General features: G+C 64.7%; 14 protein-coding genes, 1 tRNA gene, 2 rRNA genes and 1 riboswitch (1 of these 18 running past the window's edge). Of the genes, 4 read left to right on the forward strand and 13 right to left on the reverse strand.

From position 1 onward, the window contains the following. The 3 genes from LG047_RS17460 to LG047_RS17470 form a co-directional block, all read left to right on the forward strand. Positions 1 to 1,135 (forward strand): 23S ribosomal RNA (locus LG047_RS17460) (it extends 1,707 nt beyond the left edge of the window). A gap of 59 nt (positions 1,136 to 1,194) precedes the next feature. After that, positions 1,195 to 1,310: ribosomal RNA gene (rrf, locus tag LG047_RS17465) — 5S ribosomal RNA — on the forward strand. A gap of 79 nt (positions 1,311 to 1,389) precedes the next feature. After that, positions 1,390 to 1,466, forward strand: a tRNA-Met gene (locus LG047_RS17470). Between the two features lie 164 nt (positions 1,467 to 1,630). On the opposite strand, the gene LG047_RS17475 is transcribed toward LG047_RS17470, so the two are convergent. The 13 genes from LG047_RS17475 to LG047_RS17535 form a co-directional block, all read right to left on the reverse strand. After that, positions 1,631 to 1,903 (reverse strand): hypothetical protein, encoded by a 273-nt coding sequence (locus LG047_RS17475; protein ID WP_227967992.1) that lies wholly within the window; start codon positions 1,901 to 1,903, stop codon positions 1,631 to 1,633. A 610-nt stretch (positions 1,904 to 2,513) separates the two neighbouring features. Then, a complete protein-coding gene (locus LG047_RS17480) occupies positions 2,514 to 3,824 on the reverse strand; it encodes a cobyrinate a,c-diamide synthase (RefSeq protein WP_227967993.1) in 1,311 nt (436 codons plus the stop codon). Beyond that, positions 3,821 to 4,585, reverse strand: a complete 765-nt coding sequence (cobM, locus tag LG047_RS17485; RefSeq protein ID WP_036280237.1) for a precorrin-4 C(11)-methyltransferase — start codon at positions 4,583 to 4,585, stop codon at positions 3,821 to 3,823. The genes LG047_RS17480 and cobM overlap by 4 nt, the downstream gene beginning before the upstream one ends. Beyond that, positions 4,582 to 5,007, reverse strand: a complete 426-nt coding sequence (locus tag LG047_RS17490; protein WP_051133944.1) for a cobalamin biosynthesis protein — start codon at positions 5,005 to 5,007, stop codon at positions 4,582 to 4,584. The genes cobM and LG047_RS17490 overlap by 4 nt, the downstream gene beginning before the upstream one ends. Then, a complete protein-coding gene (gene cbiE, locus LG047_RS17495; protein ID WP_227967994.1) occupies positions 4,986 to 6,188 on the reverse strand; it encodes a precorrin-6y C5,15-methyltransferase (decarboxylating) subunit CbiE in 1,203 nt (400 codons plus the stop codon). The genes LG047_RS17490 and cbiE overlap by 22 nt, the downstream gene beginning before the upstream one ends. Continuing rightward, on the reverse strand, positions 6,188 to 6,940 hold the full coding sequence (gene cobJ / locus LG047_RS17500) for a precorrin-3B C(17)-methyltransferase (protein ID WP_227967995.1): 753 nt from the start codon (positions 6,938 to 6,940) through the stop codon (positions 6,188 to 6,190). The genes cbiE and cobJ overlap by 1 nt, the downstream gene beginning before the upstream one ends. Then, positions 6,937 to 7,701, reverse strand: a complete 765-nt coding sequence (locus tag LG047_RS17505; protein WP_227967996.1) for a precorrin-2 C(20)-methyltransferase — start codon at positions 7,699 to 7,701, stop codon at positions 6,937 to 6,939. The genes cobJ and LG047_RS17505 overlap by 4 nt, the downstream gene beginning before the upstream one ends. Next, a complete protein-coding gene (locus LG047_RS17510) occupies positions 7,698 to 8,330 on the reverse strand; it encodes a precorrin-8X methylmutase (RefSeq protein ID WP_227967997.1) in 633 nt (210 codons plus the stop codon). The genes LG047_RS17505 and LG047_RS17510 overlap by 4 nt, the downstream gene beginning before the upstream one ends. Next, entirely contained in the window at positions 8,315 to 9,604 is a 1,290-nt protein-coding gene (cobG, locus tag LG047_RS17515) for a precorrin-3B synthase (protein ID WP_227967998.1), read from the reverse strand. Before cobG ends, LG047_RS17510 begins: the two co-directional genes overlap by 16 nt. Further along, positions 9,588 to 12,878 (reverse strand): cobaltochelatase subunit CobN, encoded by a 3,291-nt coding sequence (gene cobN / locus LG047_RS17520; protein ID WP_227967999.1) that lies wholly within the window; start codon positions 12,876 to 12,878, stop codon positions 9,588 to 9,590. Before cobN ends, cobG begins: the two co-directional genes overlap by 17 nt. 6 nt (positions 12,879 to 12,884) lie before the next feature. Then, a complete protein-coding gene (gene cobW / locus LG047_RS17525) occupies positions 12,885 to 13,922 on the reverse strand; it encodes a cobalamin biosynthesis protein CobW (protein WP_036280258.1) in 1,038 nt (345 codons plus the stop codon). Further along, positions 13,919 to 14,590, reverse strand: coding sequence for a CbtA family protein (locus tag LG047_RS17530; protein WP_227968000.1), 672 nt, complete (start codon positions 14,588 to 14,590; stop codon positions 13,919 to 13,921). The genes cobW and LG047_RS17530 overlap by 4 nt, the downstream gene beginning before the upstream one ends. Before the next feature lie 19 nt (positions 14,591 to 14,609). Beyond that, positions 14,610 to 14,795, reverse strand: a complete 186-nt coding sequence (locus LG047_RS17535) for a CbtB domain-containing protein (RefSeq protein WP_227968001.1) — start codon at positions 14,793 to 14,795, stop codon at positions 14,610 to 14,612. Between the two features lie 48 nt (positions 14,796 to 14,843). Then, a riboswitch (cobalamin riboswitch) is annotated at positions 14,844 to 15,039 on the reverse strand. A gap of 38 nt (positions 15,040 to 15,077) precedes the next feature. Between LG047_RS17535 and cobO the strand changes: the two genes are divergently transcribed. Then, entirely contained in the window at positions 15,078 to 15,695 is a 618-nt protein-coding gene (cobO, locus tag LG047_RS17540) for a cob(I)yrinic acid a,c-diamide adenosyltransferase (protein WP_036286579.1), read from the forward strand. Positions 15,696 to 15,844: the final 149 nt, after the last annotated feature.

Below are 15,844 nucleotides of genomic sequence, written 5' to 3' on the forward strand. Positions count from 1 at the left end.
GCGGGAGGGGCACAGACCAGGGGGTGGCAACTGTTTAACAAAAACACAGGGCTCTGCGAAATCGCAAGATGACGTATAGGGTCTGACGCCTGCCCGGTGCCGGAAGGTTAAGAGGAGGAGTGCAAGCTCTGAATTGAAGCCCCGGTAAACGGCGGCCGTAAATATAACGGTCCTAAGGTAGCGAAATTCCTTGTCGGGTAAGTTCCGACCTGCACGAATGGCGTAATGACTTCCCCGCTGTCTCCAACGTCAGCTCAGTGAAATTGAATTCCCCGTGAAGATGCGGGGTTCCTGCGGTCAGACGGAAAGACCCCGTGCACCTTTACTGTAACTTTGCATTGGCATTCGTGTCGGCATGTGTAGGATAGGTGGTAGGCTTTGAAGCATGGGCGCCAGCTCGTGTGGAGCCACCCTTGAAATACCACCCTTATCGTCATGGATGTCTAACCGAGACCCGTCATCCGGGCCCGGGACAATGCATGGTAGGCAGTTTGACTGGGGCGGTCGCCTCCCAAAGAGTAACGGAGGCGCGCGATGGTGGGCTCAGACCGGTCGGAAATCGGTCGTCGAGTGCAATGGCATAAGCCTGCCTGACTGCGAGACAGACAAGTCGAGCAGAGACGAAAGTCGGTCATAGTGATCCGGTGGTCCCTCGTGGAAGGGCCATCGCTCAACGGATAAAAGGTACGCCGGGGATAACAGGCTGATAACCCCCAAGAGTCCATATCGACGGGGTTGTTTGGCACCTCGATGTCGGCTCATCACATCCTGGGGCTGGAGAAGGTCCCAAGGGTTCGGCTGTTCGCCGATTAAAGTGGTACGTGAGCTGGGTTCAGAACGTCGTGAGACAGTTCGGTCCCTATCTGCCGTGGGTGTAGGAGAATTGAGAGGATTTGTCCCTAGTACGAGAGGACCGGGATGAACATACCTCTGGTGGACCTGTTGTGGCGCCAGCCGCAGTGCAGGGTAGCTATGTATGGACGGGATAACCGCTGAATGCATCTAAGCGGGAAACCCACCTCAAAACGAGTTCTCCCTCGAGAGCCGTGGAAGACGACCACGTTGATAGGCCGGGTGTGGAAGTGCGGCGACGCATGGAGCTTACCGGTACTAATAGCTCGATCGGCTTGATCGTTCTCATTATCAATGCCCACCAAAATAGAAATCCCATTTGCTTCAGATGTGTTTCGCCGGCCTGGTGGCCTTCGGCGAAGCGATCAGACCCGATCCCATCCCGAACTCGGCCGTCAAACGCTTCAGCGCCAATGGTACTATGTCTCAAGACCTGGGAGAGTAGGTCGTCGCCAGGCCTGCCAAACACATCAATATATCCTCCTCCGATAACCCTTCTTTATCGCGCCGCTCCATACGCGGCGCATTCCCCTTTGGCGCGGGGTGGAGCAGCCCGGTAGCTCGTCAGGCTCATAACCTGAAGGTCACAGGTTCAAATCCTGTCCCCGCATCCAAAGAAATCAAAAAAAATGCCAGTCACGAAAATCCGGCGGTGTCGCGCACGATTTATCCGGGTCCGCGGAGACAATGCTGATCGGCGACTCCGTATCTCCCATCGCAAAACAAGCCCGGCTGTAAAAAACCGGGCTGGCTCTTCGCGGTCAGAGATTATCTCGCCTCAGTTCACCATAAGCTTCAGGCACGCACCCGCAGCTTCCGCGGCAGGTCTCGCGTCGTCGCGGCCGAGGGCGCCGGACATGACCATTCCTCTGGCGACGCCCTTGACGATATCTCTCATATCCGAGCCGGGCGAGTATTTGGCGGCCGACGCCGAATATATGGCGGCCGAATTTTTCGGCAGCCTGGCGGCGCAGGCGTCCGCAGCCTTCTGATCGGCGAGCGCGGGGAACGAGAACAGAAACAGCGCGGCTGTAAGGCCCGTGAATTTCATCCGGAGTCTCCTGATTTCGCCTCCGCTAATCGGGAGTGCGAATTCAAACACTTCATTATCAGCGATAAACCCTGACCCGCGGGGCGACGACGACCGGGCGCGGAGCTACGACAACCGGGCGTGGGGAGACGACCGCCAACCCACGCGGCGCGGCCACTGCACAGCCGGCTCGATAAACGCCGCGAGCGCATACAACAGCGCCAGCCTCTGTAGCCAGTGTGGTCGCTGTCCCAGCGAACGCCAGCACTCCGAAACTTAACAGTTTTAGATACTTCATTGGAGGCCCTCCCTTCCCCAGCTTTTCATCGGCGGGAGCCCGAGCAATTATCACGGGATCTGAAAAACAACTAGGAAATATAATTACTTAATTGACAACGCAGTGTCGGATCGACTTTTCCGGGCTCAGACGAGGTCGGGCATCGGGCGACAGCCGTGACCGGCATGCGGCAATCTGATCCGGGGTTGATCAGGAATTTGCGCAAAATTAACTTGACGCTTGTGCATCGCAGCATTATAAATGTGCATCGCAGCGAGAGTTGTCTCGCTTCGTAGCCCTCCTTGGGCGTTTCCTCCCTTGACTTGGGCCGCTGGTTCTCCGGCGGCCCCTTTTTTATCCGATCAGATGAAAAAACGAGCCTGAGACACGACCCTGTCTCAGGCCGGCCGGAGCGTCATTGTCGCTGTAGGCGTCTCTTGCGAGCGCAAAGGGTTCGCCGGTTTCCCTCAGAATCGTCGCGTAATGAAATTCATGCCCGCGAAGCAGCCGCCCTGCGGCGCCCAGTGAGTGATCCGCGGCAAGTCGGGCCCGGCGATAGCCGAGATGCAGCTTTCGTTTTGCGAAACTGGTTTCGAGGTCGAGGAGGCCTGCCATCGCATGGGCGGCGCCGGCGGCGTCCACCAGCCCGCGCCCCAGGACCATGTAACCGCCGCACTCGCCATGAACTGGGCGAGTGGTGGCGAATTGGCGAAGGCCGCTCAAAAAACGTCCCGCCTGGGCGAGGCGTCCGGCGTGGAGTTCGGGATAACCGCCCGGCAGCCAGCAAAGGTCGCAGTGCTCCGGCGGCGGCTCGTCGGCGAGGGGAGCGAAAAAGAAAAGCTCGGCCCCGGCGGCCCGCCAAGCCTGCGCGAGATGGGGGTAGAAGAAGGAGAAAGCGTCGTCGCGCGCAATCGCAATCCGGTGCGCGGGCGGCTTGAAAATGTTCTGAGATCCGCCGGTGGGAAAGGCGCCCTCGCTGCTGCGCGCGGAAGCGGCGACGGCGTCGACGTCCACATGCGCCTCGATGAAATCCGCCAGCGCGTCGAGCCGCGCGTCGAGGTCCGCGGTCTCGCCGGCCTGGACCAGACCGAGGTGGCGCTCGGGCAGGGCGACGCTCTCGTTGCGCGGGAGAGCGCCGAAGACGGTCAGGTCCAGCGCCGCGGCGCCTTCGCTGACGAGCCGTCGATGGCGTTCGCTACCAACCCGGTTCATCACCACGCCGGCGATTTTCACGCGGGCGTCATGCGTCGCAAGACCGCGCAACACCGCCGCCGCCGTCTGCGCCTGACCCGAGACGTCGTGAATGAGCAGGACCGGCCACCCGAGCAGGGCGGCGATGTCGGCGCTGGCGCCCACGCCCGCCGCTCCGCCGGGCGCGCCATCGAACAGGCCCATCGCTCCTTCCCCGACGACAATGTCGGCGTCCCTGGCTGCGCCGCCAGCGAGGCCGGCGATGAGGCCGGCGTCCATGGCCCAGGAATCGAGATTGAGACTTTGACGACCGGTAGCCGCCGCATGGAAGGCTGGATCGATATAATCGGGGCCGCATTTCACTGCGCTCACGCGCATGCCGCGCCGAGTCAGCGCCCGCATGAGGCCAAGCGCCAGCGTCGTCTTGCCGGAGCCGGAGCGCGCCGCGGCGATGATAAGACCGGGCGCGATCACACCCCGCCTCGCGGCCGGAAACGGCGGTCGTAGCCGGCGTCATACAGCGCGCTCTCGCGAAAATCCGTCGCGCCGAGCGCCGGGCCAACGAGAATCAGCGCGGTACGCTCCATCGGCGCCTCGGATACGCGCGCCTCTATATCGGAGAGCGCGCCGCGCAAGATGCGTTCGTCCGGCCAGGACGCGCGAAAGACGACGGCCACAGGACAATCGGCGCCATAGAAGGGCGTAAGCTCCGCGACGACGCGCGCCAGCACATGAATCGAGAGGTGGATGGCGAGGGTTGCGCCCGATTGCGCAAAGGTTGCCAGCTTCTCGCGCTCGGGCATGGCCGACGCGCGGCCCGAGGTGCGGGTCAGCACCAGAGACTGCGCGACCTCCGGCAGAGTCAGCTCGCGCTTCAGCGCCGCGGCCGCAGCGGCGAAAGAGGGCACGCCTGGCGTCATCGTATAAGGGATGTCCAGCGCGTCGAGCCGCCGCATCTGCTCGCCCACGGCGCTCCAGATGGAGAGATCGCCGGAGTGCAGCCGCGCCACATCGAGGCCGGCGTCATGCGCGGCTTTCATCTCCCCGATAATGTCATCGAGGGAGAGTGGCGCCGTGTCGACGATGCAGGCGTCGGGCGGGCAATGCGCCAGCACGCCGGCGGGCACGAGCGACCCCGCGTAAAGACAGACTGGACAGCGCGCGATGATGTCGCGTCCGCGCAGTGTGAGAAGATCGGCGGCGCCAGGTCCTGCGCCGATGAAATGCACCGTCATTCCTTATCCTTTGCGCTCTCTTCCGCGCTGATCGCAAGAGCGCAGGCGGCATGAGGCGTCGCAACGCGCCGCGCGATCAATCTGCTGTCGGGCCCGGCGCCGACGAGCGCCGCTGTTTCCGCCACGCTGCCGACGCCGAACATGGCCTGCACGCGCGGCGAATGCGTCGGCGCGGCGCTCTTGCGCGCGCGCAGCGCGTCGAGCGGCAGGAAGATGATGTCGACGCCGAGTTGACGCGCGGCCTCCTGAAGGCCTGCTTCTTCCGCCTTGCTCTCGAGCGTGCAGAGCGTGACGCGGCTCATATCGACATGGTGCTGGCCGACGATTTGCCGCACGAGATCGACGATCTCCTGCGCGTCGACGCCCCGTCGCGCGCCGATGCCGGCCGCGTAGCGCGCAATCATGGCTTCGTCGCCCGCCATTGCATCACCGCCATCGCCGGGTCGAGCCCGTGAAAGCGCCCGACCGGACGGGCGCGGGAGATTTGCAGGTGAATGAGTTCGCCGCCTTTTTCTGCATAGTTTTGTGAGAGGAGCGCCTGCGTTTCGATCGTCACGGCGTTGACGACGATACGGGCGCCGCCGGGCAAGGCGCTCCATGCGCTTTGCAACATCTGCCCATCAGCGCCGCCGCCGATGAAGATTGCGTCCGGCGGCGCGAGTCCGGCAAGCGCCTGCGGCGCCGCGCCTGTCAAGATCCTGAGGTCGGGAACGCCGAGCGCGAGCGCATTGCGCGAAATGCGCGCCGCGCGCTCCGCGTCGCGTTCGATTGCAACGGCGCGGTTGGCGGGATCGCGCAGCATCCATTCGATCGAAATGGAGCCGGAGCCGGCGCCGATGTCCCAAAGCGTCTCGCCCTTGCGTGGCGCAAGCGCAGAGAGCGTAACGGCGCGAATCTCGCGTTTCGTGAGCTGGCCGTCGTTCTCGAACCAGTCGTCGGGAAGACCGGGAGCGAGCGGAATGATGCGCGCGCCGGAGCCAGCCTGCACTTCGATCGCGACCATATTGAGCGCCGCGACCTCATTGAAACGGAAATCCTTCGCGCGCGTTTCGCGCACGCGCTCATTGGGTCCGCCCAGATGCTCCAGCACATGTAGCCGCGAGTCGCCCATGCCGCGCGCGTCGAGATATTCCGCAAGCCGCGCTGGCGTCGTCTCGTCCCAGGACAGCGCGATGATGCGCGCGCGCGGTTGCAGGTAGGGCGCAATGCGCTCGAAGGCGCGCCCGTGCAGCGAGATGAGCGCGCAATCCTGCTGGCTCCATTTCAGTCGCGCGGCGGCGAGCGAAAAAGCCGATGGACTCGGAACGCAGAAGATTTCCTCGCTTGTGATATGGCGCGAGAGAAGATCGCCGACGCCATAGAAAAATGGATCGCCCGACGCGAGAACGACTGTCGGCTCGCCGCGCTGCACGAGAATTTGCGGGATGGCGTCCGACAATGGCGACGGCCATTGCAGGCGCTTTGCGGCGGTATCCCCGATCAGGGCAAGATGGCGCGCTCCGCCGACGATCAGCGTCGCTTGTTCAAGGAGTGTGCGCGCGGCCGGGGAAAGCGCTGCGAAGCCTTCTTCGCCAACGCCGACAATGGACAGCCAGGGGCGCATCAATTGGCCTTCCGCGACGTATAGACCCAATCACGCGCGCCCTCGCGCGCAATTCGCCGCGTGCCGCTCGCGCCGATGAGGACGAGCGTCGACATGTCGACCTGCGAGGGATCAACCTTGTCGAGTTGCGTGAAGATCATTTCTTCCCCCTCGCGCCCGACGGATTTTGCGAGGCTCACAAAAGTTTGGCCGGGGAGAAAGCGCCGCAGCAGCGCAAAGGCGTCAGCGATGCGCGTCGGTCGCGCGCGTGACGCGGGATTGTATAATGCGATGACGAAATCGCCGCGCGCCGCATGCTCCAGCCGCTTCTCGATCACGTCCCATGGCTTGAGATTGTCCGAGAGCGAGATAGCGCAAAAATCATGTCCGAGCGGCGCGCCGAGCCGCGCGGCCGCGGCCTGCATCGCTGAAACGCCGGGCATGACTCGAATATCGAGATCGCGCCATTCGCGCGGCCCGTGATCGACCGCCTCGAACACCGCCGCCGCCATGGCGAATACGCCCGGATCGCCTCCCGAGACAACCGCAACAATGCGTCCGGCCGATGCGCGCACGAGCGCTTCGCGCGCGCGATCGATCTCAACGCGGTTATCGCTCGAAAGACGCGTCTGACCTTCACGCTCCGGCACGCGCGCGACATAGGGCGCATAACCGATGACGTCCTGCGCCTCGGCAAGCGCCTGCTGGGCCTCCAGCGTCAGCCAGCGCGCGTCGGCGGGGCCGAGACCAACGACATAGAGGCGGCCATTCATGGGCGGCGTCCCCTTCCGGGAACGAGCGCCATGGAGAAATAGGGCGCAACGTCGTCGCGCTTCTCCGCAAACCGCATGATCTTCTCGCCGGTCATGGTGCCGCGTTCGACATAGATCGCGCGTTCGGCGACGCCCGCGCGCGCCATGGCGCGACGCAGCTTGGGAAAGTTGCCGCCGAGCTTCATCACGACAGCCGCATCCGTCGAGGCGAGCCGTTGCGCAAGCGTGTCTTCATCGAGCGTCGCGGGCATTACGGTAAGAATATCGTCGCCCCATGTCATCGGCTGCCGCGCGGCGGCGAAACAGCCGGACATGCCGGAAACGCCCGCGCAAATATCCACGCGAAATCGCTGATCGAGGCGCGTGAACATGTGCATGAAGGAACCGTAGAGCATCGGGTCTCCTTCACACAGCAAGGTCACGTCACGCCCCGATTCCAGCACGGCGCCGAGACGTTGCGCGCTCTCCATATAAAAGGACGCGAGCGCGTCCACATATTCGGGCTGCTCGAAAGGAATTTCCGTCGTCACGGGATAAAGGAGCGGCAGCTCCTCGCAGCCGGGCGAAAAATATCGCTCCGCAATCGTGCGCGCATTGCTCGCGCGTCCCGGCTTACCGAAATAAGCGATGATCTTCGCTTCTCCAATGAGACGCGCGGCCTTTACTGTCACGAGTTCGGGGTCGCCGGGACCGAGGCCGACGCCGATCAGCGCGCCGAGCGCGACGCCGCTCTCCTGCGATTTCGACGCAGCCACGTTCATTCCGCCTCGCTCGCGAGCGCGTTGATCGCTGCCGCCGCCATTGCGCTGCCGCCCTTTCTGCCCTTGACGATGGCGAAAGGCGCTCGCCCGTCGGCGGCAAGCGCCTCTTTCGACTCGGCAGCGCCGACGAAACCAACGGGCATGCCTATGACCGCGGCTGGACGCGCGACGCCCTCGTCGAACATTTCGAGCAATCGAAACAGGGCGGTGGGCGCATTGCCGATGGCGACGATGGCGCCGTCGAGCCGATTGCGCCAAAGCTCCAGCGCGGCGGCGCTGCGCGTGTTCTTGATTTCCGCGGCAATCGTCGCGACAGCGGGCTCGGCGAGCGTGCAGACGACCGGGTTGTTCGCGGGCAAACGCGCGCGCGTCACGCCATGCGCGACCATGTTGGCGTCGCAGAGGATCGGCGCGCCCCTGCGAAGCGCTTCCTTTGCAGCCGAGACGAAGGTCGGTGAAAATTCGATGTCGTCGGCAAGCTCCACCATGCCGCAGGCGTGGATCATGCGCACGGCGACTTTCTCCTGCTCGGGCGTGAAGCGCGAGAGATTCGCCTCCGCGCGAATGATCGCAAAGGAGCGCGTATAGATCGCGGCGCCGTCGCGGATGTAACTCATGGCGTCTGACATGATTGTTCCTTTGCGCGAATTGTCAGCGCGCGTTCGACGTCGTCGATCGACAATCCCGCCATTCGCGGCGCAGCCGATGCGTCGCCATTCTCGACAAGATCGAACAGGCCGCCGTTTGCGACGAGCGTGACCGGCGCGCGGCCGGGATGTGCGCAACCTTTGGCGCAGCCGGAGACATGCAGGCCGACGCCGTGTATTCCCGCAAACTTTTGCGCCAGCGGCGCCAGCAACGCAAGGGCGTTGCGCGTTTCACCCTGCGCCTGCGGACATTCCGGCGCGCCGGGGCAGGCGACAACCGCGAGGCGTGGATCGTCGGCGGAGGTCACAAGGCCGCGCGCATGTGCGGCGTCGACAACGCGTTGCGCCGCTTGGCGTGATGGCGTTGGAACCAGAAGCGCGCGCAAGCTCGTGAGACGTATCTCGCCGACGCCCTCGTCTATCGCGAGCATTGCGAGCGTCGAGAGATCGTCGACGCGCCAGCGGCCGAAGGGCGCCGCGGCGCCGGCGTAATTGACCCCATGCGTCTGTTGTGCGCCGAACGCGGCGGCGAGCTGGGGATGGGAGCGCCTCTCGCAAGGCTGCGCCTTCAGCCCTGCTTCGCGCAGCAGGGCCTCTAAGCCGCGAGCCGCAACGACATAGCGCATACGCCGCAATTCGAATGCGCGATCGCCGCGAAGCGCGAGAAAGGCGCGGGTCATTCGGAGCGCAGTCGCCACAGCGTCGGGTCTGTCGACGAGGACGGCGCGGTCATCTGCGCCGGCGACAAAAAGCGCCACTTTCGCCACGTCATGCGCTTCAATTCGAATATCTGCGGCGACATCGGCGAGCGACAGGGCGCCGCCGTCGTCGACCGAAAAGAGGAATTTCGCGGGAAGGGCATGAAGCGCAGCGTCGCGTCGCGCCGCCTCGGCGAGCTCGAATGCGAGCGCATTCGCGTCGAAAAGCGCGGCGGCGTCCAGACCGGCGAGGGGGGAGGCGACAATATTCGTCACGCGCTCCGCCTCGGCGTCGGGCGCAAGCAGCCCCTGCGCATCCATACGACGCAACGCTTCTGCAAGCGTCGACTCGCTAACTCCGCGTATCTGCAATTGCGCGCGCTGCGAAAGATCGACGAGGCCGTTGCCGCAATCCGCCGCAATCTCCGCAATCGCGCGCAGTTGCGCGGCGGTAACGCGCGAGCCGATGATCTTGGCGCGGATCAGCAAGCCGTCATTGCTCGCCATCGGCCTGTGCGCGCCGGGGCACCAGCCCTTGATTTCAGGCGTCGGCCGCATGTTGCTCTCCGACGCTCGACAAGACGGCAAGGACGCTGTTACGCCGCGTACGCCACAGATCGCGCGACAGCGCTTCGTTGAAGACCCGCGCGACAGCCTGCAACGCGCGTGGATTTTCCTTCCTCAGAAAATCGCGCACGGCGTCGTCGCCGAGCGTCGCAGAAAAAGCGAGGTCGAATTGCGCGTCGCTGACAAGGCCGCCCGTCGCCGCGAAGGAATAGAGATTGTCGACGCTCTCCGCTATCTCGCTGGCGCCGCGATGGCCGTGACGCATCTGTCCCGCGAGCCAGCGCGGATTGGCGAGGCGCATGCGCAGCGCGCGGGCGATTTCATCCTGCAGCGCGCGCGCGCGCAATTGCTCGGGGCGAGTGGCGTCCAGATGGACGAAATCCGCATCGCCGCCCAGCATTTTATTTGCGGCGGCGAATCCGCCTTCAAAATCGACGAAGGCCGGGCCGGTGAGCACATCGACTTCCGCCATGTCCTGCACATGCACATGGGCGTCGGCGCGCGCGACCTGCGCGGTGAAACGCTCATGCGCGGGCGCGCTCTCTCCCGCGCGGTTGAGCGCATGGCCGCCAGCGGAAAGATAGGCGCGCGCAAGATCCTCGCGCGTCGTCCATTCACCCCGCACGATGCGATCGCTTACGCCGAGGCCGTATGTTCCTTGAGCGGCTCCGAAAATGCGCGTCAGATCATCCGCGTCCTTCAGCGGATTGAAGTCGCTGTCTTCGTCGAGCGCGGCGACGGCGCGCACGGCGTCGTCGAAGAGCGCAACGAGATTGGGGAACATGTCGCGGAACAGACCTGACACTTGCAACGTCACATCGACGCGTGGAAATTCGAGACGCGCCTGCGGCAGAATCTCGAAGCCGATGACGCGCGCGCTCGCCGCATCCCAGCGCGGCGCCGCGCCGAGCAGCGCAAGCGCCTGCGCGAAATCCTCTCCGCCCGTGCGGATCGTCGCGCTGCCCCAAAGGTCGAGCATGATATGGCGCGGATATTCACCATGGTTTTGCGCATGGCGCGTCATCACTTCCTGCGCGGCGCGCCGGCCGATGTCATATGCCGTCTGCGTAGGGGCGTGACGCGGGTCGATACAATAAAGATTGCGGCCCGTGGGCATCACGTCGGCGCGGCCGCGCGAGGGCGCGCCGGCGGGACCAGGCTCGATGAAACGGCCTGCAAGGGCGGCGATCAGCGCGCGGCGTTCGCTTGTCGCGCAAGCGTTGCGCTCCGGGTTGTCGTCCGCGCGGCCGAAGACATGCAGCCCGTCGCCGATGCGCATTTCCTTCAGATCGCACATCCAGGCGTCGAGGCGTGTGAGCGTTTCGGCAATGTCGTTCTCGCGCGACACGCCACATTCGGCGGCGAGTCCGCTGCGCTCCGCTTCGTCGAGGATGGCGCCCGCGATGACGCGCGCGCGACGCGGGTCGAGCGACGCGGCCGTGGAATATTCGTCCAGAAGCGTTTCAATTTTTGCCGCCGCGTCGAAGAGTTCGGCGTCGATGAGCGGCGGGGTGAGATGGCCGATCGTCACGGCGGCGGCGCGGCGTTTCGCCTGTGCGGCTTCGCCCGGATCGTTGACGATAAAAGGATAGATGAGCGGCGTCGGGCCGAGCACGGCTTCCGGCGCGCAGGACCAGGACAGCATCGCCGATTTGCCCGGCAGCCACTCCAGCGTGCCATGGGCCCCGAGATGGATCAACGCGTCGATTTTTCGTATGTGACGGAGCCAGAGATAAAAGGCGACATAGGCGTGTCGCGGCGCCCGCTGCAAGTCGTGATAGGTTTCGTAACGATCGGCGCGCGCGCCGCGATCGGGTTGCAGCGCCACGACGAGATTGCCGCTGACGATGCAGGAGAAACGGAAAGCGTCGTTGACGACAGCGGGATCGTCCTGCGGCGCGCCCCATGATTCATTGACGCTGACGACGAAATCGGGGGGAAGCGTCGGGAGCAGGCGAAGATAGTCGTCGATCGAATAGTCGATAGTGTAAACGCTGTCTTCGAGCGCCCGCATCAAGAAGGGCGCGCGTTCCATACCGTGGCTGACGCTGTATCCCGCTTCACGCAGCGCTTCGACGATCTCGGCGACGCTCGCCTCCGTATCCAGACCAATCGCATATCCGCCGCGTCCGCGCCGCGCGGGATAGTCGGAGAGGATCAGCGCCAGGCTCTTTTCGGCATTGGATTTGTGGCGCAGTCGGGCCCAATTCGTCGCGAGATCGGCGACAAAAGAAACACGCGACGTCTCGGGCGCGTGGCGCATTTCGGCGAGTTCGGCGACGCCGCGCGCGGTTTCTTCCTTGAAAGAAATAGCGCGGGTGAAAATGCGGCCATCGACTTCGGGCAGCACGATATTCATTGCGAGATCGGCGCCATTGGCGCCCCGCGCCGAACCTTCCCACGCCTCCCGAGTGCAGGTCGCGAGCGCCACCTGAAGCACCGGCGCGTCTGCGCGGTCGAGAACGGCGCCGGATTCGCGCCTTGCGGAAAATGCCGTGGCGTTGAGAATGACGTCGGGAAAGAAAGCGTCGAGCGCCCGCGCGACGAAGGCTTCGCTCTCCGGATCTTTCAGGCTCGCGACGTATAGCGCCTCCACCGCGAACCCGCGCTCGTTCAGCGCGTCGGCGAGCGCAATGATGGGCGCGACATCGTCCGCGAGATACATCGAGCGATAGAAGACAATGATCGCACGCGGCGCGTCGACCTGCGCCGCACGGCAGGCGGCGTCGAAACGTCCGGCGTTGGCGACGGCGACGCTTTCCCGCCACTCGGCGGGAAGACCCGCGAGAGTCGATGCGTAACCGAGAAACGAGCGCAGATTGTCGGGGCCGCCGTCCTGAAAGAAGGACCAGATGCGATGCAGCGCTTGCGCATCGAGTGTGGACGCCTGAGCAAGGCGCATGTCGTCGACCGTGTCGCCCGGCACGATGGCGAGCGCAATATCTTGCGTGCGCGCCAGCGCCTCCAGTTGGTCGACGCCATAGGCCCAATATTCCTTGCCGCCGAGCAGTCGCACGACGACGACTTGCGCGTGGCGAACGACGTTGTCGAGATAGAGATCGACGGAGTAGGGGTGTTTCAGTTGCGCGAGCGACGCGCAGCGCAGGCTCGGCAGGACGCCACGGTCTTTCTCGTGCTGTTGCGCAAGCAGGCGCAGTTCCGAATCGGAGAAAGACAGAAAGACGATTGTTCCCGGCGTCTGGCCAAGGTCCGTCGCCGCGCCGGCGTCGTCGAGACTATGGAGATCGCGCGGGAGGAGGTGCATGGCGCGTCACGGCTGCGCCAGCATGGCGGTTATCGAATCGCGGTCGAGGCCCTTTTCGCCGATGACGACGAGACGGCTGGCGCGGGCTTCGTTCGGTTTCCATGGGCGATCGAAATGGTGCTGGATGCGCGCGCCGACGCCCTGCACCAGAAGCCGCATCGGCTTGCCGGCGACTTCGACAAATCCTTTCACGCGCAGCACGTCATGCGCGCGCGCAATGTCCGCGAGTTTCGCGACGAGGGCGGCGGGGTCCGTGACCGCCGGCAGGCTGACGACGAAACTGTCGAAGTCGTCGTGATCGTGATCCGGCTCGGCGTCATGGTGGGAGGGGCGGCTGGCGAGATCGTCTTCCGCCGCCGCGGCGAGACCGAGCAGCACGAGCGGATCGACCCGGCCGTCCCGCGCGCGCACCACCTTCACAGTATCGCGGGCGCCTTGTGAAAGCTGCTCGGCGACGCGAAGCTCCTCATCGGCGTCCAGAAGATCGGTCTTGTTGAGAATCACGAGATCGGCGCAAGCGAGTTGGTCCTCGAAGACTTCCTCGAGCGGATTGTCGTGGTCGATCGTCTCGGTATCCGCACGTTCCTGCGCGACGGCGTCGAGATCGTCGGCGAAGCGGCCTTCTGCGACCGCCTTTCCGTCGATGACGGCGATGACGCCGTCGACAGTAAGCTTGGAGCGGATCGCCGGCCAGTCGAAGGCTTTCACGAGGGGCTTCGGCAGCGCGAGGCCCGACGTCTCGATGATGATATGGTCCGGCCGCTTTTCATGCGCGAGCAGCGCCTCGATCGCGGGCACGAAGTCGTCGGCGACCGTGCAGCAGAGACAGCCGTTGGCGAGTTCGACGATATTTTCTTCCGGACAGTTCTCGACGCCGCAGGCGCGCAGGATTTCGCCGTCGACGCCGACGTCGCCGAATTCATTGATGACCAGCGCGAGACGGCGGTCGCGCGCATTCTCCAGCACGTTGCGGATGAGAGTCGTCTTGCCGGCGCCGAGGAAGCCGGTGACGATGGTCGCGGGGATTTTTGCTTGTGTCGTCATGCGGTCTGCGTCTCGTCTCGCGAGATGAGCCGCCACACGAGGCCGACAAGCGCGCCGGCGAGCACCCAGCTCATGGCTTGTACAGCGAGCGACGAGGCGGCGAATTGCGCCGCCAGCTCCGCGGGCGCCGTGCTTTCCGGCGCGGCGGGCGTCGGCGTGAAGAAATGCGGCGCGACGATCAACACGGCGCCCGCGACTTGCGCGATCCATGCGTCGAGCCGCAACAGCGCGTAAAGCCCGGCGCCGGTCGAAACCGCGGCGGCGACCCACCAGATCTGGCGTCCGGCGAGATCGGTTTCTGCGGCCCCGGGTAGTTGGGGGGCAAGCCCGAGACTCGTTGCAAGCCCGGTCGCGGCAAAGGCGCAGGCGCCCCAGAGCGCGGCGCGGCGCGGGCCGATCGGATCGCCGGAGACGAGCATTCCGGCGAGCAGAATCAGCGCGTAACCAATCGAGACGGCGACGGTTGCGAGGCTGGTGGCGGCCGTCCGCCGCAGACCCTCGAAAGCGGGCGCGGCATGCTCAGCCGCGACGTCGTGAGCATGCTGCGCCGTCTCATAAACCTCGGCGGCGAGGATGAGCGGAGTCGTGGTGACATGCTGCAGGGCCGCGACGGCGAGCCCCGCAACGACGCCGGCGATGAGACCGGCCGCCAATGTTCGCGCGATCACGGGTCGCGTGTCGTGGCGGCTAGTGACAGGGGAAGGAGAGGGCGTGGCGCGAATCGTGGGCCGCGTCGTGCACGGTCTCGGGATTCGCGAAACCCGCGACATAGACGAGGCTCGCGCCGAGGCACAGCGCGATGAAGGCGGCCTTCAGCGCTTCGACCTTCGAGCGCGCAAGAGACCCGGACCGGGCGGCGAAAAAAGCGTTCATGGTGTTCTCCTGCCGCCCCACCGGCGGCGTTTTTCATGCGAGAGGCGATCGAGGGATCGCCGCGACGGCAGGTCTCCTGGCTTCCGGGTCCATGGTCCGCGCCGCCTTCCCAAGCTGATTGCTCAGTGGCGGATGGCGCGGGCCTTACCGGTTACAGTTGCGGGGGCAGCCGTGGATTTGGGCAAGGCCCGCACCGCGTTCCCTTTTCGCCTTCTTGCGAAGGACCGTCGCTTTCAGTCATATGCGCGTGACATCATTCCGTCAAATGGCGAGGGCTGCATTTTGACAATCGGGCAGGAGGACGACGAAGCGCGCCGCCATCGCTTGAAGATGGAGAAGCGGAAGGCCGTTCAGGACGCCGAGGTGGCCGGCAAGACCATCGCGCAGAAGGGCCTGCTGATGGTCCACACCGGGCCCGGCAAGGGGAAGTCCACCGCCGCTTTCGGGCTCGCCCTGCGCGCGCTCGGTCATGGCTGGAAGGTCGGCGTCGTGCAATTCGGCAAGGGCGCCTGGCGAACCGGCGAGCGCGACATGCTCGAAAAGCTTGGACAGGTCTCCTGGCATACTCTCGGCGAGGGCTTCACCTGGGAGACGCAGGATCGCGCCCGCGACGAGGCCGCGGCGCGGCGCGCCTGGGAAAAAGCCTGCGAATTGATGGCGGACCCCGAAATCCGTCTGCTGGTGCTGGACGAGCTGAATATTACGCTGCGTTACGAGCATCTGCCGCTGGCCGAGGTTCTCGCGGCGCTCACGGCGCGTCGCAACGATCTGCATGTCGTGGTGACGGGCCGAAACGCCAAGCAGGAGCTGGTCGAAATCGCCGATCTCGTCACCGAAATGACGCTGGTGAAGCACCATTTTGCGGCCGGCGTGAAGGCTCAGGAGGGCATAGAGTTCTAAATCGGGTCGCCGCTTCGGCAAAAGGCGCGCCGATGAGCCGGGGCGAGGCCTTGGCAAGGTCCAGCAGAGAGAATACGCTTTCCGGGCAGTTAGTTCGAGCAGCTCATGAGGTCGGACGCAGCCCAAACCGACGCTGGAACTGGACAGCC

The sequence above is a fragment of the Methylocystis sp. WRRC1 genome, assembly GCF_020733155.1.
GTDB lineage: Bacteria > Pseudomonadota > Alphaproteobacteria > Rhizobiales > Beijerinckiaceae > Methylocystis.